Annotated in this window: 16 protein-coding genes; 8 read left to right on the top strand and 8 right to left on the bottom strand. The window is 70.8% G+C overall.

Annotated features, from left to right (window positions below; all coding sequences use genetic code 11):
* Positions 1–10 precede the first annotated feature (10 nt).
* On the bottom strand, positions 11–790 hold the full coding sequence (locus tag KILIM_RS24485; protein WP_006592522.1) for a YflT domain-containing protein: 780 nt from the start codon (positions 788–790) through the stop codon (positions 11–13).
* 423 nt (positions 791–1213) lie between these two features.
* Here KILIM_RS24485 and KILIM_RS09860 point away from each other — a divergent pair, with 423 nt between their 5' ends.
* The 3 genes from KILIM_RS09860 to KILIM_RS09850 all read left to right on the top strand — a co-directional run bounded on the left by KILIM_RS09860 (position 1214) and on the right by KILIM_RS09850 (position 5612).
* On the top strand, positions 1214–3163 hold the full coding sequence (locus KILIM_RS09860) for a beta-glucoside-specific PTS transporter subunit IIABC (protein WP_006592521.1): 1950 nt from the start codon (positions 1214–1216) through the stop codon (positions 3161–3163).
* A 50-nt stretch (positions 3164–3213) separates the two neighbouring features.
* The gene (locus KILIM_RS09855; RefSeq protein WP_040562882.1) at positions 3214–4662 is read left to right on the top strand and encodes a 6-phospho-beta-glucosidase; all 1449 of its coding nucleotides are present in this window, start codon (positions 3214–3216) and stop codon (positions 4660–4662) included.
* Positions 4663–4769: 107 nt separating this feature from the next.
* On the top strand, positions 4770–5612 hold the full coding sequence (locus KILIM_RS09850; protein WP_006592519.1) for a PRD domain-containing protein: 843 nt from the start codon (positions 4770–4772) through the stop codon (positions 5610–5612).
* A gap of 20 nt (positions 5613–5632) precedes the next feature.
* Here the strand turns inward: KILIM_RS09850 and hutH are convergent, their stop codons facing one another.
* Positions 5633–7198: a histidine ammonia-lyase gene (hutH, locus tag KILIM_RS09845; RefSeq protein ID WP_006592518.1), complete on the bottom strand. Its 1566-nt coding sequence runs from the start codon at positions 7196–7198 to the stop codon at positions 5633–5635.
* 252 nt (positions 7199–7450) lie between these two features.
* Between hutH and KILIM_RS09840 the strand changes: the two genes are divergently transcribed.
* The 3 genes from KILIM_RS09840 to KILIM_RS09830 all read left to right on the top strand — a co-directional run bounded on the left by KILIM_RS09840 (position 7451) and on the right by KILIM_RS09830 (position 9938).
* The gene (locus KILIM_RS09840) at positions 7451–8152 is read left to right on the top strand and encodes a superoxide dismutase family protein (protein ID WP_006592517.1); all 702 of its coding nucleotides are present in this window, start codon (positions 7451–7453) and stop codon (positions 8150–8152) included.
* A 341-nt stretch (positions 8153–8493) separates the two neighbouring features.
* Complete coding sequence (locus KILIM_RS09835) at positions 8494–9111, top strand: SigE family RNA polymerase sigma factor (protein ID WP_006592516.1); 618 nt, start codon at positions 8494–8496, stop codon at positions 9109–9111.
* Positions 9108–9938 (top strand): hypothetical protein, encoded by an 831-nt coding sequence (locus KILIM_RS09830; RefSeq protein ID WP_006592515.1) that lies wholly within the window; start codon positions 9108–9110, stop codon positions 9936–9938. Before KILIM_RS09835 ends, KILIM_RS09830 begins: the two co-directional genes overlap by 4 nt.
* 66 nt (positions 9939–10004) lie before the next feature.
* On the opposite strand, the gene KILIM_RS09825 is transcribed toward KILIM_RS09830, so the two are convergent.
* Positions 10005–11513 (bottom strand): aminopeptidase P family protein, encoded by a 1509-nt coding sequence (locus KILIM_RS09825; protein ID WP_006592514.1) that lies wholly within the window; start codon positions 11511–11513, stop codon positions 10005–10007.
* A gap of 94 nt (positions 11514–11607) precedes the next feature.
* Here KILIM_RS09825 and KILIM_RS23970 point away from each other — a divergent pair, with 94 nt between their 5' ends.
* Positions 11608–13152 (top strand): threonine/serine exporter family protein, encoded by a 1545-nt coding sequence (locus KILIM_RS23970; protein ID WP_169330753.1) that lies wholly within the window; start codon positions 11608–11610, stop codon positions 13150–13152.
* 95 nt (positions 13153–13247) lie between these two features.
* Here KILIM_RS23970 and KILIM_RS09815 read toward each other — a convergent pair whose 3' ends face one another.
* From KILIM_RS09815 to KILIM_RS09805, 3 genes are read right to left on the bottom strand one after another with little or no spacing between them, the layout of a single operon-like run.
* Entirely contained in the window at positions 13248–15347 is a 2100-nt protein-coding gene (locus KILIM_RS09815; protein WP_006592512.1) for a TRAP transporter permease, read from the bottom strand.
* Positions 15344–15901: a DUF1850 domain-containing protein gene (locus tag KILIM_RS09810; RefSeq protein ID WP_006592511.1), complete on the bottom strand. Its 558-nt coding sequence runs from the start codon at positions 15899–15901 to the stop codon at positions 15344–15346. The genes KILIM_RS09815 and KILIM_RS09810 overlap by 4 nt, the downstream gene beginning before the upstream one ends.
* A gap of 4 nt (positions 15902–15905) precedes the next feature.
* Positions 15906–16937 carry a TAXI family TRAP transporter solute-binding subunit gene (locus tag KILIM_RS09805; RefSeq protein WP_006592510.1) on the bottom strand — a complete coding sequence of 344 codons (1032 nt, stop codon included), beginning with the start codon at positions 16935–16937 and terminating at the stop codon, positions 15906–15908.
* 318 nt (positions 16938–17255) lie between these two features.
* On the opposite strand from KILIM_RS09805, the gene KILIM_RS09800 reads away from it, so the two are divergent.
* Positions 17256–18260 (top strand): TAXI family TRAP transporter solute-binding subunit, encoded by a 1005-nt coding sequence (locus KILIM_RS09800; protein WP_006592509.1) that lies wholly within the window; start codon positions 17256–17258, stop codon positions 18258–18260.
* A gap of 48 nt (positions 18261–18308) precedes the next feature.
* On the opposite strand, the gene KILIM_RS09795 is transcribed toward KILIM_RS09800, so the two are convergent.
* Both KILIM_RS09795 and KILIM_RS09790 read right to left on the bottom strand, forming a co-directional pair.
* Entirely contained in the window at positions 18309–19796 is a 1488-nt protein-coding gene (locus tag KILIM_RS09795; RefSeq protein ID WP_006592508.1) for a sensor histidine kinase, read from the bottom strand.
* Complete coding sequence (locus KILIM_RS09790; RefSeq protein ID WP_255247635.1) at positions 19793–20593, bottom strand: response regulator transcription factor; 801 nt, start codon at positions 20591–20593, stop codon at positions 19793–19795. Before KILIM_RS09790 ends, KILIM_RS09795 begins: the two co-directional genes overlap by 4 nt.
* Between the last annotated feature and the right edge of the window lie 12 nt (positions 20594–20605).

The following is a 20605-nucleotide window of genomic DNA, read 5'->3' as shown; positions in this document are numbered from 1 at the left end:
AATAGCGTGGTCAGTCGCGGGGGTTCGGGGGCGCGCTCGGCCCGCCCTCGCCGCGCCGCTCGCCCTGCGGCGGTGGGGTGCCCTCGGGCAACCGGACGCCGTACTGGGGCTGGTCGGAGCGCTGCGGTTCGGTCTCGCGCGCGCCGCCTGGCTCGCCGGCGGCGCCCCCGGCAGCGGAAGTCGCCGCCGACGCGGAGCCCCCCGCGCCGTCCGTACGCATGGCCCCGTACAGCCCTGCATAGGGGTTGGGCTGGTTGCTGGGCGCCGACGAGCCGGCCGCCAAGCCGGAGGTCAGGCCCCCCTCGGTGAGCAAAGAACGGGCCTGGTCGAAGAGTCTGTGCTCGACGAGCACCTCGTACTTGGTGGCGATGACCGAGGTGACGGACGTGAAGTCGCGCCGACCGCCGGTGAACCGGTAGCCGATCGCGGCCCAGACCGCGCCGAAGATCGCGCCGGTGAGCACCGCGGAGAGGATCGTGGCCAGCGAGCCGGCGGCGTTGGGGGAGAACAGCGACATGATGAGCCCGACGAACAGGCCGAGCCACATGCCGGTCAGCACCCCGCCGGTGAGCACCTTGGTCCACGTCAGGCGGCCCATGACCCGCTCCACCTGCTTGAGGTCGGTGCCGACGATCAGCACGTTCTCGACCGCGAACTGGTGGTCGGAAAGGTAGTCGACCGCCTTCTGGGCATCGGTGTAGGAGTTGTACACGGCCAGGCTGCGCGGAAACTCCAGCGCGAGTCGTTCGAGGGGAACGCGGGCTGCGCCGGGGGAGGCGGGAGTGCTCATGTCGCCATTCTGTCCGATCCTGCTGAGCCCGCGATGGCAGCGTCCTGAACAGCCGACCCAGCCGGTGGTAGCAGCCCCGTACGCCGTTGGCCTGGCGGGGACCTACGTCCCCAGTGTGGTCGTGAGCCTCGTCTGAGCCTTGCCAAGCCGCTCCGTGAGGGGCTAATGTCTGGGGCAGCTTCTCGATCCGGGCTTGTTACTCACACGAGGCAAAAACCCGAGGTGCAGCGCTTCGCTCCCTTGGTAGCCGTGTGTCCTCCCGGGCATTTCCTGCTCCTGGTTCTGCGATGACTCATCTCGCGAGCAGCCCCGATCACCCGTCCCGCCCGGTGTGGCCCTTTCGCCACACCCGCTGGCGCCGCGATCGGATCGAATGCCCGCTCAACCGGTCGAAGCCGGTTGCCAGACAACGGAGTCCCACTCATGGCTGCGCAAGTCCGCAACTATCCCAAACTCGCCGCCGACATTCTTGAACTCGTCGGTGGAGAGAAGAACATCGCCAATGCCAGTCGCTGCGCCACTCGCCTGCGGCTCGTGTTGAAGAACACCCCAGACCAGGCCAAGGAGCAGGTCTCCCGCCTTCCCGGGGTCATCACGGTCGTCGAGAACTCCGGCCAATTCCAGGTCGTCATCGGCCCGCACGTCGGGGAGGTGCACGAAGAGCTGCTGCGTATCGCCGACGTCGAAGCCGCCGAGGGCGGCGAGCACAAGGCGTCGGTGGTCAGCCGGGTCATCGCGACGATGTCCGCCGTCTTCGCACCGTTCGTCTACATTCTGGCCGCGGCCGGCATTCTGCAGGGAGCGCTGATCCTGACCACGATGGTCTGGCCCGCCTTCGAAGAGACCGGCACCCACGCGGTGCTCTCGTTCATGTCGTGGACGCCGTTCACCTTCCTGCCGATCTTCATCGCGATCACCGCCAGCAAGCACTTCAAGGTCAACACCTTCGTCGCCGTGCTGTGCTGCGCGGCCATCATGAACCCGACCTGGAACGAGATCGCCGGCCGGATCGCGCAGGGCGAGTCGGTGTCGCTCTTCGGCATCCCGCTGTCCCAGACCGTCTACACCAGCACCGTGCTGCCGCCGCTGCTGCTCGTGTGGCTGCTCTCCTACCTGGAGAAGGCCCTGTCGCGACGGCTGACCGGCGCGGCCCAGCAGATCTTCGTCCCGCTCGTCTCCCTGCTCGTCATGGTGCCGCTGACCCTGCTCGTCGTCGGGCCGGTGGCCGCCGGCGCCGCCAACGGCCTGTCCGACGGCTTCAACTACCTCGTCCAGAACGTCCCGGTCGTGGCTGCGCTGTTGTACGGCGGCCTCATCCAGGTGGCCGTGATCTTCGGCATCCACTGGGGCTTCCTGCCCGTCGCCCTGGCCAACCACGCCCAGTACGGTTTCGACGCCTCGCAGGCCTACCAGTCCGCCGCCGTCATCGCGCAGGTCGGCGCCGTCATCGGGGTCTTCCTCAAGACCCGCAACCGCGAACTCAAGGGCATCGCCGGCTCGGCCGCCATCCCCGGCTTCTTCGGGATCACCGAGCCGACGATCTACGGCGTCACCCTGCGCCTGAAGCGGCCGTTCATCTACGGCTGCCTCTCCGGCGCGATCGGCGCGGCCGTCATGACGTTCTTCGGCACCGTCTACTATGCGTTCGCGGGCCTGCCCGGGTTCTTGACCATCGTCAACGCCGAATCGCCCGGCACGCCCTCCCTGCTCGGGGCCATCGTCGGCTGCGCCGTCGCCTTCATCCTCGCCATGGCGCTGACCTACTTCGTCGGCTTCAACGACCCCGTCGAGGAGCTCGGTGCCGACGTCACCGCTCCTGGCACGCAGGCAGCCGCCGAGGTCACGGTCGCCGCACCGGCCGCCCCCGGCAGCGCCGCCGCCACTCTGACCGCTGCCGGCACGCAGGTGGCCACGGTCACCGCCCCCCTGGGCGGGCGAGTCGTGGCGATGTCCGACGTGCCCGACCCGGTCTTCGCCTCCGGCGCGATGGGCGGCGGCGTCGCCATCGACCCGACCGACACTCGCGTCTACGCACCCTTCGACGGCACGGTCGTCACGGTGCTGAAGTCCAAGCACGCCATCGGCCTGCGCGGCGACAACGGCATGGAGTTGCTCATCCACGTCGGCCTCGACACCGTGGCCCTGGAGGGCCGCGGCTTCACCCAGCACGTCAACGCCAAAGACAAGGTCAAGGCCGGTGACCTGCTGCTGGAGTTCGACCCGGCGGTCATCCGCGAGGCGGGTTACTCCCTCATCACCCCGGTGGTCGTCACCAACTCCAAGAAGTACGGCCAGGTCGTCGGCGAGGTCGGCGCCATGGTCAACCCCGGCGAGGTCGTCGCCCGAGTACTGGCCAAGGACTCCGACGCATGACCGCGGCCTCGAACACGACATCCACTGCAGCCACGAACGGAGCACAGCGCATGAGCGCCACGACGGCACTGCCGAAGGACTTCTTGTGGGGTGGCGCGGTCGCCGCGCACCAACTCGAGGGCGGCTGGGACGCCGGTGGCAAGGGCCCCAGCGTCGTCGACGTCCTGACCGCCGGCGCCCACGGCGTGCCGCGCCGGATCACCGCCGACGTCGACCCCGGCGAGTTCTACCCCAACCAGGTCGCCGCTGACTTCTACCACCGATTCCGCGAGGACATCGCGCTGTTTGCCGAGATGGGCCTGAAGTGCTTCCGCACCTCCATCGCGTGGACCCGCATCTTTCCCCGCGGCGACGAGGCCGAGCCGAACGAGGAGGGCCTGCGGTTCTACGACGAGCTGTTCGACGAACTGCTGGCCCACGGCATCGAGCCGGTCATCACGCTGTCGCACTTCGAAATGCCCCTGCACCTGGCCCGCGAATACGGGGGCTTTCGCAGCCGCGAGGTCGTCGGCCTCTTCGAGCGCTTCGCCCGGGTGTGCTTCGAGCGGTACCACACCAAGGTCAAGTACTGGATGACCTTCAACGAGATCAACAACCAGATGGACACCAATGCGCTGTTTCTTTGGACGAACTCCGGGGTCACCATCGCGCCGGGGGAGAATCCGACCGAAGTCATGTACCGGGCCGGTCACCACGAGCTGCTGGCCAGCGCCCGCGCCGTTGCGATCGGTCACGAGATCGACCCGAGCCTGCAGATCGGGGCGATGATCTCGCACGTACCGATCTACCCGTTCTCGTGCGATCCGGCCGACATGATGGCCGCGGTCGTCGCCAACCGGGCGCGCTTCTTCTTTCCCGACGTGCACGTGCGCGGCGAATACCCGCGGTACGCCCTCAAGGAATTCGAACGCAACGGCTGGGACGTCGGCATCCTTGAGGGTGACGCCGCAATTCTCGCTGCGGGCAAGGTCGACTACGTCGGCTTCAGCTACTACATGTCGGTGACGGTCAAGGCCGACGCCGCCAAGGAGGCCGACGCGGCGGATGTCGTCACCGGCGGCCTGCCCGGTGCCGTGCCCAATCCGCACATCGAGGCGACCGAATGGGGTTGGCCGATCGACCCCGTCGGCCTGCGGTACACCCTCAACGTGCTCTACGACCGCTACCAGGTGCGGCTGTTCATCGTGGAGAACGGCTTCGGCGCCGTCGACACGATCGCGGCGGACGGCGCGATCCACGACCCCGAGCGCATCACCTACCTGCGTGAACACATCGAGCAGATGGCGCTGGCCGTCACCCAGGACGGCGTCGAACTGCTGGGCTACACGCCCTGGGGCATCATCGACCTCGTCTCGTTCACGACCGGGGAGATGAAGAAGCGGTACGGCATGATCTACGTCGATCGCGACAACGAGGGCAACGGCACGCTGGAGCGCCGCCGCAAGGACTCGTTCGAGTGGTTCCGGCGGGTCATCGCCTCCGGCGGGGCGCACCTGTAGCGCTGCGGGGTCGGCTCGGCGCGCCGTTGTGGTGCGCCGAGCTGGCGCTGCCTGCGATAGACCTGCAGGACCGATGAGAGTCGCCGTCGAGTACAAGGAGGTGCGAAGTGAAGGTCGTCCGGGCCTTGAACAACAACGCGGTGCTCGCCCAGGACGAGGCCGGCGGTCGCGTCGTGCTGATGGGGCGCGGCATCGGTTTCGGCAGCCGGCTCGGCGATGCCGTCGACGCGGCGGCTGTCACCCACCGCTTCGTTCCCGACGTCACGCATCCGATCGGCACCTTGACGAACCTCGTCGACGAACTGCCGCTGGAGGTCGCCCAGGCAGCGGCCGCCATCACCCACGCGGCCGGGGAGCGGTTGCGGGTGACCCCTTCCCAGGGGTTGCTGCTCTGCGTGGCCGACCACCTGCGGTTCGCGCTCATCCGACTGGAGCGGGGTGGGCTGGGCGCCTACCCCCTCCAGTGGGAGGTCGCGCAGTTGTACCCCGACGAACTGAGCGTGGGGCAGAGCGCCGTCGACATCGCCTCCCGGGAGTTGGGTGTCGAGCTGCCCCGGGAGGAGGCGGTGGCGTTCGCGTTGCACTTCGTCAACGCGGCCTTCGCCACCGAAGACCTCGAACGCACCGTCGCGATGACGCAGCGGATCAAACTCATCCTTGTCGTCGTGCGGGCCGCCCTGGGAATGGACGTCGACGACGAGTCGATGAGCACGGCGCGGTTCGTCACCCACCTGCGCTACCTGTTCGTGCGGATCTCCTCCGGGCGCCAGATCGCGGAGGCACCCGAGCTGCTCGGGCTGGCCGTGGAGCGCACGCATCCGCTGGCGCACCGGACCGCGCTGCGAGTCGCCGAGATCTTCGAACTCGACAGCACGGCGCTGACCGCCGACGAGGTCACCTACCTGGCGCTGCACATCGCGCGGCTGGCCCGCGAACGGCAGACCGCGTAGCCGGGGCGCGACGGTCTGGGTCAGTTCAGCTCGTGGCCGAGCGCGCCTTCCGCCGCGCCGACTACGGCGCCGGAGCCGACGAGGTCGACGGCCACCTCGATCTCCGGGGACAGCCAGCGGTCGACACCCGGGCCTGGCCAGCCGGCCGCTTGCAGGGCGGCGACGACGGCGCCGATCGCGGGGCTCGGGCGCAGCGGGGCGCGCAACTCGATGGCGCGGGCCGCCGTGAGCACCTCGATGGCCAGCACCCGGCGCAGTCCGTCGACGGCCCGACGCAACTTGCGGGCGCCCGACCAGCCCATCGACACGTGGTCCTCCTGCATGGCGCTGCTCGGGATCGAGTCGACGCTGGCCGGGACGGCGAGCCGCTTGAGTTCGGAGACGATGGCCGCCTGCGTGTACTGGGCGATCATGTGGCCGCTGTCGACGCCCGGGTCGTCGGCCAGGAACGGCGGGAGGCCGTTGCTGCGGGCCTTGTCGAGCATTCGGTCGGTGCGGCGCTCGCTGATGCTCGCCAGGTCGGCGACGACGATCGCGAGGAAGTCCAGCACGTAGGCGACCGGGGCGCCGTGGAAGTTGCCATTGCTCTCGACGCGGCCGTCGTCGGTGATGACGGGGTTGTCGACGACCGAGGCCAGCTCCAGCTCGGCGACGCGGGTGGCGTGCGCGACCGTGTCCCGGCAGCCGCCTGCGACCTGCGGCGCGCAGCGCAGCGAGTAGGCGTCCTGCACACGGGTGCATGCGTCGGGGTCGCGGTGCGAATCGCGGATCCCGCTGCCCGCCATGAGGTCTCGTAGGTTGGCCGCCGACCGGCCCTGCCCGACCTGCGGCCGCAGGGCCTGCAGGTCGGCCGCGAAGACCTCGTCGCTGCCCAGCAGGCCGTCGATGGACATCGCCGCGGAGATGTCCGCCACCTTCAGCAGCTCACCCAGGTCGACCAGCGCCAGGCACAGCATGCCGAGCATGCCGTCGGTGCCGTTGATGAGCGCCAGCCCCTCCTTCTCCTGCAGCTCGACGGGCGCGATGCCCGCGGCCTGCAGCGCCTGGGCGGTCGGCATGATCTGCCCGTTGGCGTCGCTGACCTCACCCTCGCCCATGAGGGCCAGCGCGCAGTGTGACAGCGGGGCCAGGTCGCCGGAGCAGCCCAGCGAGCCGTACTCGTGCACCACCGGGGTGATGCCGGAGTTGAGCAGCGCGACATAGGTGCGCAGGGTCTCTTCGCGGATGCCGGTGTGCCCCGTGGCCAGGGTCTGGATGCGCAGCAGCATGAGGGCGCGCACCACCTCGGTCTCGACCTGCGGCCCGCTGCCGGCGGCGTGGCTGCGGATGAGGGAGCGCTGCAGGCGGGCGCGCATGTCGACCGGGATGTGGCGGGTCGCCAAAGCCCCGAAGCCGGTCGAGATGCCGTAGTGCGCGATGTCGTCGTCGACCAGCGCATCGACGACCTCTCGGCCGCGGCGCACGGCCAGCCACGCGGACTCGGCGATCTCGACACGGGCGCCGTTGCGCGCCACGGACACCACTTGCGCCACCGACAAGGGGCGGTCGCCGACGGTCACGGTGGGCAGCAGTTCAGGGCTCGTCATGCGTCCCATTGCACCGGCGCGGATCGGCCTGACGCGACCGCCGGGACCGACTTCTTGTCCCAAATATGGGATGCGCCCGAGGGGGGAGTGCGCGCGATGACTCCCGGGGCCGACGGTTCCCCACCGGAGCGCGCCACACGATGGTGTCGGCATTGCGCGAGATCGGGGCCTTCGTCAAGGATAAGTTGGACCCGAACACCGCCCGTGACGCCTCAATCCGCCCGTCGGCCTACCTGATCCGGAGAATTGACCATGCGCCAGCCTCGTCGTCGTCTCGCTCTTCCCGCGCTCGCCGTCGCCGGGATGTTCGCCCTGTCCGCGTGCGGCGACGTCGGCTACACGGCGACGTATGTCGAGAACCGGCCGACGCTCGGCGCCTTCGGGCACGGCGGGGAGGACCATGGCCCCACCGGCCCGACCTCCACCGGTATCGGTGTCGGGCAACTCGCCGACGCGCAGGGCACGCAGGTCGGCACGGTCGAGCTGTCTCAGACCGACAAGGGCGTCGAGGTCACCGTCGAGGCCCACGGGCTGCAGCCTGGTTTCCACGGCCTGCACGTGCACGCGGTCGGCCAGTGCGAGGCGCCCTCGGCCAACCCCGCCGACGCGACCGACACGGGGCCCTTCTTGTCCGCCGGGCCGCACCTGGCGGGGCCTGGCGCCGACCACCCCGCGCACGCCGGCGACCTGCCCCCGCTGCTGGTCAACACCGACGGCACCGCCTATCTGCAGGTCGTCACCGAGCGCCTCACCTCTGAGCTGCTCTTCGACGCCGACGGCTCCGCGGTGATCCTGCACGGCAGCCCCGACAACTTCGCCAACATCCCCACCCGCTATGCGGCCGGCGGTGCCGACGAGGAGACCCGCAAGGCCGGTGACGCCGGCCAGCGCGTCGCCTGCGCCGTCATCGAGCAGTCCGACACCGGCGACGAGCCCGCCGGCGCAGGGCACTGACGCCGAGAAGCCCGACCGGCCCCAGCCACTGACCTCGGTCAGTGGCTGCCGGGCCGTGTCGTTGTTGGCGCGCTCATGGGCCCGCGGGCCGGCCAGGGCGCGGCGAACGTAGCGGATTCTGGACGTACCGGGGATTTTCGCCGAACACGGCACACCGCTCTGACCTGCGGTGATACGACGGGCTCTGGTCAAGGGGTGCTCCCGAGTACGTCGAGAATCCGCTACGTCGGCCGGCACGGTGCGTGCGACCGCGCCGCTGGGTCGGCGAGTTCGGCGCCCAGGCAAGAATCGGCGGAGCGTCGATGCAACCTGCGGCCGGTGTCAGGTGCTTCTGTAGGTATGTGGCGGGGTCGGTGCCGGGGGCGGTGGATTTCGAGGCGTTCGTGCGGGCGCGCTCGGGCGCTCTCGTGCGCACCGGCTACCTGCTGACCGGCGACGCGGCGCTCGCGCACGACCTGGTGCAGGAGGCGCTCGTGCGGACCTGGCCACACTGGGCGCGGATCAGCACCGGGGCGCCCGAGGCGTATGTGCGCACGGTCATGACGCGGCTGCAGATCTCGTGGCGGCGCCGCAAATGGCGCGGGGAGATCCCTACCGAACGGTTACCCGAGCGGGCGTTGGGACAGGAGGTGGATGCCGATGTCGACGGTGAACTGGCCTGGGCGCTGGCGCATCTGCCCGTGCGGCAACGGCAGGTCGTCGTGCTGCGGTACGCCGAGGACCTGCCCGTCGAGCAGGTCGCACAGATCCTCGGGTGCTCGGCGGGCACGGTCAAGAGCCAGGCCTCCCGCGGCCTGGCGTCGCTGCGGGCAGCCTTGACGCCGGCCGGGGGTCGAGCGGCTGGGGACCGGCCGGCACCGGGGTCGCGGGCTGGGGATCGAGCGACCAGGGATCCGGGCGCCGGCGACAGGTCGACTGGGGAGCACACGGACACGGCCCGCGCTGGAGGTGGGACATGAGCGACACGGATGAGCTGGTCACGAGGCTGCAGGCAACCGCCGGGCCGCCCGCGGCCCTCGATGCCGGCGAAGTCGTCGAGATCGCCGGCCGCCGGCGTCGTCGGCGGGTCGCGGCGGCCTCGTCGCTGGCGGCCCTGGTGGTGGTCGCCGGATCGGTGGGGGTCGCTTCCCAGGTGCTGCCCAATGGCCTTGTCGGCACGGGGGCTTCGTCCTCGCAGGAGCAGGCCGGCGCCCCGGCCGCAGCGCAGGCCGGCGGCGGCGCGGTGGCGGACCAACAGGTACCGGCCGCCACCGTCTGCCCGCCCTCGCTCGCGTGGGGGGCCACCAAACGGATGGCTCCGCCGGTCCCCGTCAACCCGTGGCTCCCGGAGGCCTCCGCGGGGGACCGATTGGTCCCCGAGACCGTGCCGACTGCGGCGATCGTGTGCCGGTACGAATCCGACGAGGAGGCGCTCCGCGATCGACCCGGGCCGACGCACCCTCCTGCACCGGACGCCCTCGTCGCGATACCCGACTCCACGCTCACCGGCTCGGCCACCCTGACAGGGGCGCTCGACACCATACCGGCTGAGCTGGCCGGGCTGCCGCCTGCGACCCCGGGCTCGACTCCCATCTGCCGCGCAGTAGCAGGCCCTTCCGTCCCCTATCTGCTCGGCCTGAGCTACGGCGACGGCGGCCACCTGTGGGTGTCGACGTTTCTCAACCCCGGCAACTGCAGTGAGGCCACCAACGGGGTCTTCACTTCACGCGCACCGCTCGGGCCCTCGATGGCGGAGGCGCTGGAGTCGCAGGTCTGGCCCGCGACACCGACGGCGCCCACCCATTAGTGCCGGTTCGGCTCCTGCCGGATCGAAGGGCTTGTCGGCTCCGGACGGCCGCGTGAGGTCGGCTTCTCAGGCTTGGGCAGCCCAGAGCTTGGCCATCCAGGCCTCGACGTCGGTGGAGGTGCGGGGGAGGGCGGCGGAGAGGTTCTCGCAGCCGTCGGCGGTGATGAGGATGTCGTCCTCGATGCGCACGCCGATACCGCGCAGCTCGTCAGGGACCAGCTCGTCGTCGGCCTTGAAGTACAGGCCCGGCTCGACGGTGAGCACCATGCCGGGGGTCAGCTCGCCCTCCATGTAGTCCTCGCGCAGCGCCAGGGTGCAGTCGTGCACGTCGAGGCCGAGGTGGTGGCTGGTGCCGTGCACCATCCAGCGGCGGTGCCACTGACCCTCCTTGTCGAGGGTCGCCTCGACGTCGACGCCGTCGGGCAGCAGGCCCCAATCGTAGAGGTGCTCGGCGATGACGCGGATGGCCGCGGCGTGCACGTCCTCGAACTTGTTGCCCGGGCGGCACGCCTCGATGCCCGCGACCTGGGCCGCGTAGACCGCGTCGTACACCCGTCGCTGCGCGTCGCTGAACCGGCCGTTGATCGGCAGCGTGCGGGTGACGTCGGCCGTGAACAGCGAGTCGATCTCCACCCCGGCGTCGATGAGGATGAGGTCGCCGGGGCGCACATCGCCGGTGTTCTTGATCCAGTGCAGCGTGTTCGCGTGATCGCCCGACGCGCAGATCGAGTCGTAACCGACCCCGTTGCCGGCGTGCCGGGCGTGCAGCCCGAACATCCCCTCGACCCAACGCTCCCCGCGGCCCCGCCGCACCGCCTCCGGGAGGTCGGCGACGACTGCCTCGAAGGCCCGGGCGGTCGCCGCGCACGCCTCCCGCATCTGGTCGGCCTCCCAGTCGTCCTTGACCATCCGCATCGTCGAGAGCGCCCGCGCCAGCGCCGTGTCCGACTCCACTGCCTCCTCCTGGCTCTCGACGGACTGCACGAGGCCGCTCTCGGAGCGGATCTGGTCGACCATCGCGCTGACCTGCGCGTCGGCATCCCGCACCACCCGCAGCGGCACCAGTCCGGCGTCCTTGGCGAGGGCGTCGCGCAGGTTCTCCACCGGCTGGGTGGCCACGCCGATCTCGGCGGCCATGCTCTCCAGCGTCGGGCGCGCGCCGACCCAGAATTCCCCGACGCGGGCGTCGGCGAAGAACTCCTCGCTGTCCCGCGGCGCCAGCGGCATGAAGTAGAGCACCGGCTCGTGCCCGCCCTCGGGTAGCGGCTCCAGCACCAACACCGCGTCCGGCTCGCGGTCGCTGCCCAACCCGGTGAGGTGCGCGAACGCCGTGTGCGGGCGGAACACGTAGTCGGTGTCGTTGCTGCGCACCTTCAGGCCGCCGGCCGGGATCACCAGCCGCTCCCCGGCGAACTGCGCCGACAGCGCGTCACGGCGCGGCGCCGCCCATCGGGAACTCTCCGCGAGCTGCGGCAAGGTCTCGTCCCGGGGTGCCCAGCCCGTGGCGATGAAGTCCTTGAAGTTCTGGGACGTCGGCCGGCTCCGGTGCTCGGCCTTGGCCTGCTTCTCGCTCATGGCGACATGCTTGCACGGACCGGCCCCGGTCCGCAGCGCCCGCGCGCCGCAGGTGGTTTGCCCCCCCGGGGGGCGGCGTCGCACAGTGGAGGGCGTGTCCTCTCCGTCGTCACACAGCCCTAGCGGCAAACCGGCCAACGAACCCCTGACCGACGCGACGGCCGCGATCCCCGTGATCTCCGACGACGCCACCGGCGCCATCGTCGTCGCCGAGAACCCCAAGCTCACGTGGCTCGACCGCGCCCAGCGGGTGGTCGCCAGCGACAAGGCCCCGACGTGGAGCCTGGACCTGCGGGCCATTCAGGACGGCGTCGAGGAAAAGCGCGCCCGCAACGTCGTCGACCTGTCGATGCGGATTGCCGAGGCGTTGCTGTCGACCGGGGCGTCGGCGGCGGAGGTGACCGCCAGCGTCTTGCGGATCACCACGGTGTATGGGCTCAAGTCTGTGCATGTCGACGTCACCTTCACCTCCATCGACGTCTGCCACTACCGCGGCACCGAGGCGCCGATCTACGCGATGCGCACCGTGCGGGTGCGCTCGGCCGACTACGAGCGCCTCGCGCGGCTGCAGCGGCTCGTCAACGAGATCGAGGACGAGCGCGGGCTCAGCGTGGCCGCTGCCCGCCGCCGGTTCGAGCGGATCGCGGCGATGCCGCGGCGATACCGCCGCTCCGTCGTCACCGCCGCAACCGCCGTGCTCGGCACCGCCGTGTGCGTGCTGCTCGACGGATCCACCATCGAGGTGCTCATCGCGCTGGCCAATGCCGTCATCGTGGACCGCACCCAGCTCTGGTTGGCCCGCCGCAAGCTGCCCGCATTCTTCGCTCAGATGGTCGGCGGGATGGTCCCCACCATCGGTGCGGTCGCCCTCATCTACGCCCGCGCCAGCGTGCCGGGGCTGGAGGACATCTCGCCCTCGGCGGTCGTGGCGACCGGGATCGTCGTGCTGCTGGCCGGGTTGTCGGTCGTGGGGGCGGCGCAGGACGCCATCGACGGCTACTACCTCACCGCCACCGCCCGCTCGGCCGAGGTCGTCGTGCTGACGTTGGGCATCGTCGTCGGAGTGATGGTGGTGCTGACCATCAGCACCACCATCGGGGCACCCATGTCGCTGGCCGCCTACTCGCGGCTCACCGGCAACTTCGCGATGCAGGTGCTCGCGTCGGCGGTGATCGCCGGGATGTTCGCCATCAGCTCCTACGCCGGCCCCCGCACTGCCCTCCTGTCCGTGCTGACCGGCGCTCTCGGCTGGAGCTCCTACGCCCTCATGATCGCTGGCGGCTTTGGGGTCGCCGCCGCCAGCGGCGTGGCGGCCCTGGTCGTCGGTGCCGTCGCCCAACTCCTGGGCCGCCGCTGGCAGGTGCCCTCGCTGGCGCTGAGCACCGCTGGCATCGTGCCGCTGTTGCCAGGCCTGTCCGTCTATCGCGGGCTTTATCACCTGGCGACGGCCGGGGCCGAGCAGGGTTACGGGCAGGCCTTCGACTCGCTCGGTACCGCCATGTCCATCGGGCTCGCGCTCGCCGCCGGTGTCAGCCTCGGCGCCTACTTGGGCCGCGCCACACAACCCAACCGCGGCGCCATCCGCGACCGGGCGCGCGACCGGGCCTTGCATCGCTCGCGCGCCGACGCCAAGGAGTAGTCGCTGACGGCTCCTGTGGCGAACGAAGTACGTCATCAGTGCCCCCGCCGCCAGCCAGGTCGTTGACCAGCGGCGTTGTCAGCGCCTGGGCAGCCTCAGGCGGTTGATGTACTCAGTTCGCCCCGAGCTTCGCTGGGAGCCTGCCCATGGCGCCCACGGCCGATGAACTGCAACGCGATGAGGGCGACGCACACGGCGGTGCCACCCCAGACGAACGCCTGCGAGCCCGGCGAGAAGCCGAACAACGCCTGACTCCAGCCGTCCCACTCCGGCGCGATCATCACCATGACCGCGGCGATCGCGAGCAGCACCCGCTCGATGACGGTCGTCCGGCGGAACAGGTAGCCCTCGATGGCCATCGCCACCCCGACCAGCGCGATCATGCCGGTCACGGCCGCTATGACGACTTGCGTCGCCGGCCCCGTCAGCAACAACGCGGAGTAGGCCATCATCAGCGGGATGAAGTAGAGGCCTTTGGCGAAGATCCACGCCGAGACGGCCGAGCGCATCGGTTTGGCGCCCGCGATGCCGGCGGCGACGAACGCGGCCAGGGCGACCGGCGGGGTGACATTTGAGTCCTGGCTGTACCAGTAGACGATCAGGTGCGTGACGATGACGGCCAGGCCGAGCTGCTCCAACGCCGGCCCGGCCAGGATGATGAGCACGACATAGGAGGCCGTGACGGGCAGCCCGACGCCGAGGATCAGCGAGGCGAGCGCCACCATGAGCAGCGTCAGCAGCAGGCTGCCGGCGAACGCGGTGACGAGTGTGTCGGAGATGACCAGGCCCAGGCCGGTGAGGCCGACGACGCCGATGATCACCCCGGCGATCGCGCAGGCCGCCGACACCGGCAGGGTGTTGCGGGCGGCGATGACGAAGACCTCGAGCAGGTCCTGCAGGCTGAGCCGGCTGCCGGCCCGCAGCATCGCCACGACGAGCAGCGCGGCGGTGGCGAACAGGCCCGCTCGGCCCGGCGGCACGTACTGCAGCAGCAGCACCACGAGCAGCACGAGCGGCGCGAGGAAGTGCCAGCCGTGCTTCATCACCTCACCGAACTTGGGCAGCATGTCGCGGCTCATGCCCGAGATGCCCCGCTTGCGCGCCTTGATGTCGACGAACAGGTAGACGGTCGCGAAGTACATGAGCGCCGGGATGATCGAGACCTTGACGATCTCGGCGTAGGGGATGCCGGTGCGCTCGGCCATGAGGAAGGCCCCGGCGCCCATGATCGGCGGCAGGATCTGCCCCCCGGTCGACGCGGCCGCCTCGACGCCGGCCGCCTCGTTCGGCTTGTAGCCGACCTTCTTCATCATCGGGATCGTGAACGGGCCGGTCGTCGCGACGTTGCCGATCGCCGTGCCCGAGACCGAGCCCATGAGGGCGCTGCCGACGACTGCGCCCTTGGCCGGGCCGCCGGGGGAGCGGCCGGTCAGCACGAACGCCAAACCGATGAAGAAGTTGCCGCCGCCGGTCTTCTGCAACAGCGCGCCGAAGAGCACGAAGATGAAGACGAACGTGACGACGACGCCCAAGGTCAGCCCGAGGATGCCGTCGTTGCCCAGGTAGACATAGCTGGAGAGCCGCTCGATCGTCACGCCGCGGTGGCGGAAGTCACCGGGAAACCACGGCCCGGCCCACGCGTAGAACATGAACGCGAGCACGAGCACGGACATGAACCAGCCGACGGTGCGCCGCGTCGCCTCCAGCAGCAGCAGGGTCATGACGAGGCCGAGGACCCAGTCGGTGGTCTCGTAGGCGCCGGCCCGCTGCGCCAGCGCGCGGGCGTTGACGATCGGGTAGATGCTGACGACGACGGCGGCAAGGACGGCCAGCAGGTCGACGCCGAGCATGAGCCGCGATCGTCCCCAGGGCTTCTTGGAGGCCGGGACCATGAGGAAGATCAGCGCGAGGATCAGCAGCAGGTGGGTCAGGCGCTGCTGGCGGGCGTCGAGGCTGAACGTGATGCCGATGTAGAGCTGGAAGGCGCCCAGCAGCAGCGCCAGAGCCAGAATGACGACGCCCAGGATCCGCACGCCCGGGACGTCCCCGAGCCGGGCCGCCGCCAGGCGTTGCCACAGCGGGCCCTCGCCGGCGGGAGTGTCGTCCTCCTCCTGCAGCTGCGCTCCCTCCTTGAGGGAGTCTGGCAGCATGTCGGAGCCGTGCTCCTCGATGATGTCGCGGCGGGCCTGGCTCATGGTTTCTCGCTCTCCGCCGCCGGGGGCGGCTCGCAGGCAGGCGGGTCGCCGGGGTCGTCGCCGGCGGCGGGGGCGCTGGTGGCCCGGTGACGTAGCAGGGAGGCGGCGGACACGCGGTCCGCGCTGATGGTCACGCGCTGCCCGGCCAGGCAGTTCGAGAGCCGAAGTTCGGTGTCGCCGAGGCGGATGCGGTGATCGACCCGGGGGGCGCCGACCCGCAGCAGCAGCTGGGGCCCGATGGGTCGGGCGAGGTCGTCGACGACCCACCACTCACCGTCGGCACGGCCGTTGCCCTGCCCCGCGATGTGTCCCATCCCGGCGCCGAACTCACGCAAGCGCGTGCGTTCGACGATCAGCTGGTCACCCTCGCGACGCAGGTCCTCCTCGATGGGCAGGCGATCGATCGAGTGGACGTAGGCGATCGTCAGGTGCCGCTGGGTCGCGGTGGCCAGCACCTGCTCGCCGTGGGCGACGCGCGTCGCGGGCCACACTGGCGCCAGAGCGACCAGTGTGACCAGCGCGAGGAGCGCGGCACCGACGGCGAGCCGGGGCATCGGCTCAGGACGCCTTGACCTCGGCGGGCAGGTCGACCCCGACCTCCTCGTAGTACCGCACCGCGCCCGGGTGCAGCGGCACGGGTGCGTTGACCGCAGTCTCCGGCTTGAGGTACTCCGCGGCCGGTGCGTAGACGCCGACGACCGTGTCGACGTTCTCGAAGATCGCCTTCGTCAGGTCGTAGGCCTGCTGCTCGTTGAAGTCCTTGGGCACGACGAGGGCGTTCCACACGGCGATCGTCTTGGTGTCGTCGGCGACGCCTGGGTAGGTGCCGCCGGGGATGGTGTGCTCGGTGTAACCGCCGTACCCGTCGGTGATCTTGGTGATCTCCTCGTCACACATCGGCACGAGCGCGATGTCGGCGGTGGCCGCCAGCTCGCTGATGCCGCCGTGTCCCTGCCCGACCACCCACGAGCCTGCGTCGAGCCCGCCGCTGGTCAGCGCGTTGGTCGTCTCGGCGTACCCGAGCTGGCGGCGCTGGATGTCCGACGCCGGGTTCATGCCGAGGGAGCTGAAGACCTGGTTGGTCGTGGCCTCGTTGCCGCTGCCCACGTCGCCGACCGAGTAGCGGTGGCCCTTGAGGTCGGCGAAGCAGTTGAGGCCGAGGTTGTTCTTGATCGAGGCCAGCGTGACCGTGTGGTAGACGTTCGGGTACAGCACGGCGATGGTCTTGGTCTCGACCGGGCTGCCCTCGAACTCGGCCATGCCGTTCTTGGCCTGGTCGGCGGCGTCGCCCTGGGTGATCGCCAGGTCGGCCGAGCCGGAGTTGATGAGCCGGATGTTCTCGACGGAGGCACCGGTCGCCTCGACGGAGGCGGTGCTGCCCTCGACGTGGTCGCCGATTATGCTGCGCAGCGCGCCGCCGATCGGGTAGTAGACCCCGGCCGTGCCGCCGGTGACGATCGTCAGCGCCGAGGCCCGCTGCTGCTCCTGCCCGTCGGCGGCCCCCGATTCGGCCGGTTGGGAACAGCCGGCCAGAACGAGTCCGAGGGTGGCGGCGGCGGCGAGGGCGGTCGTGTGTCGGGAGGTGCGCATGGGTGCGTCCTTTCACGTCAGGCAGCGTCGTCGGTGTCGTCCGTGCTTCGTTCACCGTAGGGAGGGGCCGGTCTCCCGGCGTGCTGCGCGGGCCAGACTTGAGGAAAGCCTGAGCTTGGGCGGGCGCGGTCGGACGGTGCTCCATTTGTCTTTGTGGTGAACTAATGACGTGCTCCGTCTGGAGCGCTCCAGGCCTGGAGCATTGCCGCAGGTCAGGGCTGTGAGCTCGCGCGAGGCCCAGGAGCATGTCATTAGTTCACCCCCACAACATTCCCGTGCGGGCTCCGACCACCCTGGGCCCGCCTACCGTGGGGAGCGATGGCGCGCGTGAATCTTGGGCAGCGGGCCGGTCGCCGACGCTGGCTGCCGGCTGCGCTGCTCGTCGTGCTCGCGCTGGTCGCGGCCGGTGCCTGGGGTGTGCTGCACCGTCCGGCGCCGGCGCCCGCGCCGCTGACCGTCGCGACGGGGCTGCCCGGTGGCGTCTATTACGCATTCGGGCAGGCGCTGCAGGAGGCGACCCCCGATTCGGCGACACCGCTGACGGCCCGCTCGTCGGCGGCCTCGGTGGAGAACCTGCGGCTCGTCGCGGCCGGTGAGGTCGACGCGGGATTCACGCTGGCCGACGTCGCCGCGCTCGCGGTGGCCGGGCAGGCGCCCTTCGATGAGCCGCTGCCCGTGCAGGCCGTCGCGCGGCTCTATGACAACCACACCCACCTCGTGGTGCTCGACGCCTCGCGGGTCACCGACCTGCGCGACCTGGCCGGCGCGCGGGTCTCCCTCGGCGCCGACGGCTCGGGCACCGAGATGATCGCCGAGCGGCTCCTGACCCAGGCGTCTCTCGTGCCGGGCGCTGACGTGCAGGTGGTGCGGCTCGATCTGACCGAGTCGGTCGCGCAACTGCAGGCCGGGACGATCGACGCGTTCTTCTGGTCCGGCGGATTGCCCACCGAGGCCCTTTCGCGGCTCGCGGCCACCGGCAGCATGCGGCTCATCGACCTGGGGGAGTGGGTCGGACCGCTGACCAGCGCCTATGGCGACCACTTCAGCGAACTGCCGATCCCCGCCGGCACCTATCCCGGGGTCGAGGGCGTGCGGACCGTCGGCGTCCCCAGCCTGCTGGTCGTGCACGCCGACCTACCGGTCCCGGTCGGTCAGGCGCTCACCGCGACGCTCTTCCACACGCGGGCTGCCGTCGGCCGGGAGGTGCCCGCCGCGCTGCAACTGTCCCAGCGGTCGGCCATCGCAACCGGGTCGGTGCCGCTGCACCCCGGAGCGCGGCGGTACTACCAAGAGGTCAAGATCGCTAACGATCCGGCGGGATGATCCGCGGGTCGGCGCTTGGCCCATCAGGTCGCGGGGCCGGTGATCAGGTCACCGCGGCGGCGAACTCGGCAGGGTGATGCGGGCCAACACGCCGTGCGGTCGGGACGGCTGCAGCTCGAGTCGACCACCGTCCAGGTGCAGCAGGGTCACGACGATCGACAGGCCCAGCCCGGACCCTCCGGACTCCTTGAGGGGATCGAGGCGGTCGCGGCGATCGTCCGGCGTCGGTGGCCCCGGCCGACCGAAGGGTTCGCCGGGCTGCTCGCCGTAGGCCCCGCTCAGCCGGGCACCCAGGCCAGCGGGGAGTCCGGGACCGTCGTCGCTGACCTGCACGACGATGCTCCCGTCTGCGGCTGCCTCGGCGGCCAGCGTGACCTCGACCCCCTCGCCCCCGAACTTCAGCGCGTTGTCGATCAGGGCATCGAGGGCCTGGTCCAAGGTGCCGTCGATGAGCCGCACCCACAGCCCCGGTTCGCTGCGGTCCACGAGCCGCGCGCCGGTGCGGCGGGCGATCGGCTCCCAGGCGCGGACGCGATCGGCGACGACGACGGCGACGTCGACCTCGCTGCGATCCAGGTGCTCCTCGTCGGTTTCGGCGAGGGCCAGCAATCCGTCGCAGGTGCGGGCGAGGCGATCGAGTTCATCGAGGGTGGTGCGGTGCATCGGCTGGTCCTCGGGCGGCAGCCGCAGCCCTAGCCCTTCGAGGCGAATCCGTAGGGCCGCCAACGGGTTACGGATCTGGTGGCCCGCGTAGGCGACCACAGTGCGTTGGCGCTCCAGCAGCGCGTTGACGGTCGCGACCATGTCGTTGAACGACCCCGCGAGGTGCTGCAGTTCGTCGGGCCCGGCGACCCCCTCCACACGGGTGCGCAGGCTGCCGGAGCCGACGGCCTGCGCGGCGGCGTCGAGCTCGGCCACCGGGCGCAGCACCCACCGGGTCAGCGGCCCCGCCGCCGCGAATCCGGCCGCGAGCACGAGCAACACCCCGGCGACGACGAGCGTCCACTGAGCGGCGAGGCCGGCGCGCAGCGCACTCGTTGGGGAGGCGGTGACGACGACGCCGACGATCTCACCCGCGCTGCCGACGGGTTCGAGAACGACGAGCGGGTGACTGGTCCACGGATAGACCGTGTGCTCCGAGCCGCCACGGGTGCCCGCCATGGCCGCCTGCACCGGCTCCGGGAGGCCGCCCGCTCCGCCGGCGCCGAGCGCGTCGGGTCGCGGCAGCGTCGACGCCAGGTCGTCGAGGGTGAACCCCGGACGGCCGCGCGCGACGATCCCGCCCTCGCGGTCTACCACCAGCGCGTCGATGCCGAACAGCTCGTGATAGGAGCCCAGTTCGGCCGTCATCAGCCCGGATCGCCCGGAGACTACCGATGCCTCGGCGAGGGAGGCGAAGCGGGCGGCGTCGGCGGTGCGGTCGAGGACGACGGCGGTTGTCGCGCGCTGCGCCAGGGCAATCCCGAGCGGGACGGCGAGGCCGATGCAGGTCAGGACGAGCAGCGTGAGGTAGACCGTCATCACCCGGCGTCTCACGGCGGCTCCTGCACCAGGCGGTAGCCGACGCCGCGGACGGTCTCGATGAGGCTAGGGTCGCCGAGTTTGGCTCGCAGTGTCGCGACGTGCACTTCGAGGGTCCGTTGGGTGCCGGGCCACACGGTCTGCCACACCTGCAACGTGAGGCGGTCGCGGGAGACGGCCTCACCGGGTTCGCGGGCCAGGGCGAGCAGGAGGTCGAATTCCTTGGCCGTGAGGCCGCCGTCGACCCCGTCGCGGGTGGCCTGCCGGGAGGTGAGGTCGAGGTCGAGCGGGCCGACGCCGAGGTGGGCTTGGGCGCTGGGGTTGGTGCGCCGGGCGACCGCTTCGATGCGGGCGAACAGCTCACCGAGGGCGATGGGTTTGGTGACGTAGTCGTCGGCGCCGGCCCGCAGACCGGCCACCCGATCGGCCTCCCGGCCGCGGGCGGTGACGACGATGATCCCGGCGCCGCCCATGTCGAACCGGGCCCGCAGCGCCGCCAACACGTCGAGCCCGTCGCCGTCGGGCAGCCCCAGGTCGAGCAACACGACGTCGGCCACCGGCGCCTCGAGCGCCGCCGCGCCGGTCGTCACGTGCCGCACCTCGAGGCCCCCGGCGCTCAGCGCGTCCCCGAGCGCCGCAGCCAGCCGCACGTCGTCCTCGACGAGCAGCACGCGGATCATGCTCGTGCTCCCATCACGCCTCTTGTCCCGGATGTCGGTCGTGTGCGGCATCGTAAGCCGACCGGGAGACAACTGGCCGTTGACGTGGTGCTCGCGCACTTGCTCCCCGAGCTGGGCCGCAGGAACATACACGCTCTGTAAGAT

It is taken from the genome of Kineosphaera limosa NBRC 100340 (assembly GCF_000298215.1).
GTDB classification, from domain to species: domain Bacteria; phylum Actinomycetota; class Actinomycetes; order Actinomycetales; family Dermatophilaceae; genus Kineosphaera; species Kineosphaera limosa.
The sequence above is the reverse complement of the archived record's forward strand: the minus strand, read 5'-3'. Positions and strand labels throughout refer to the sequence as shown.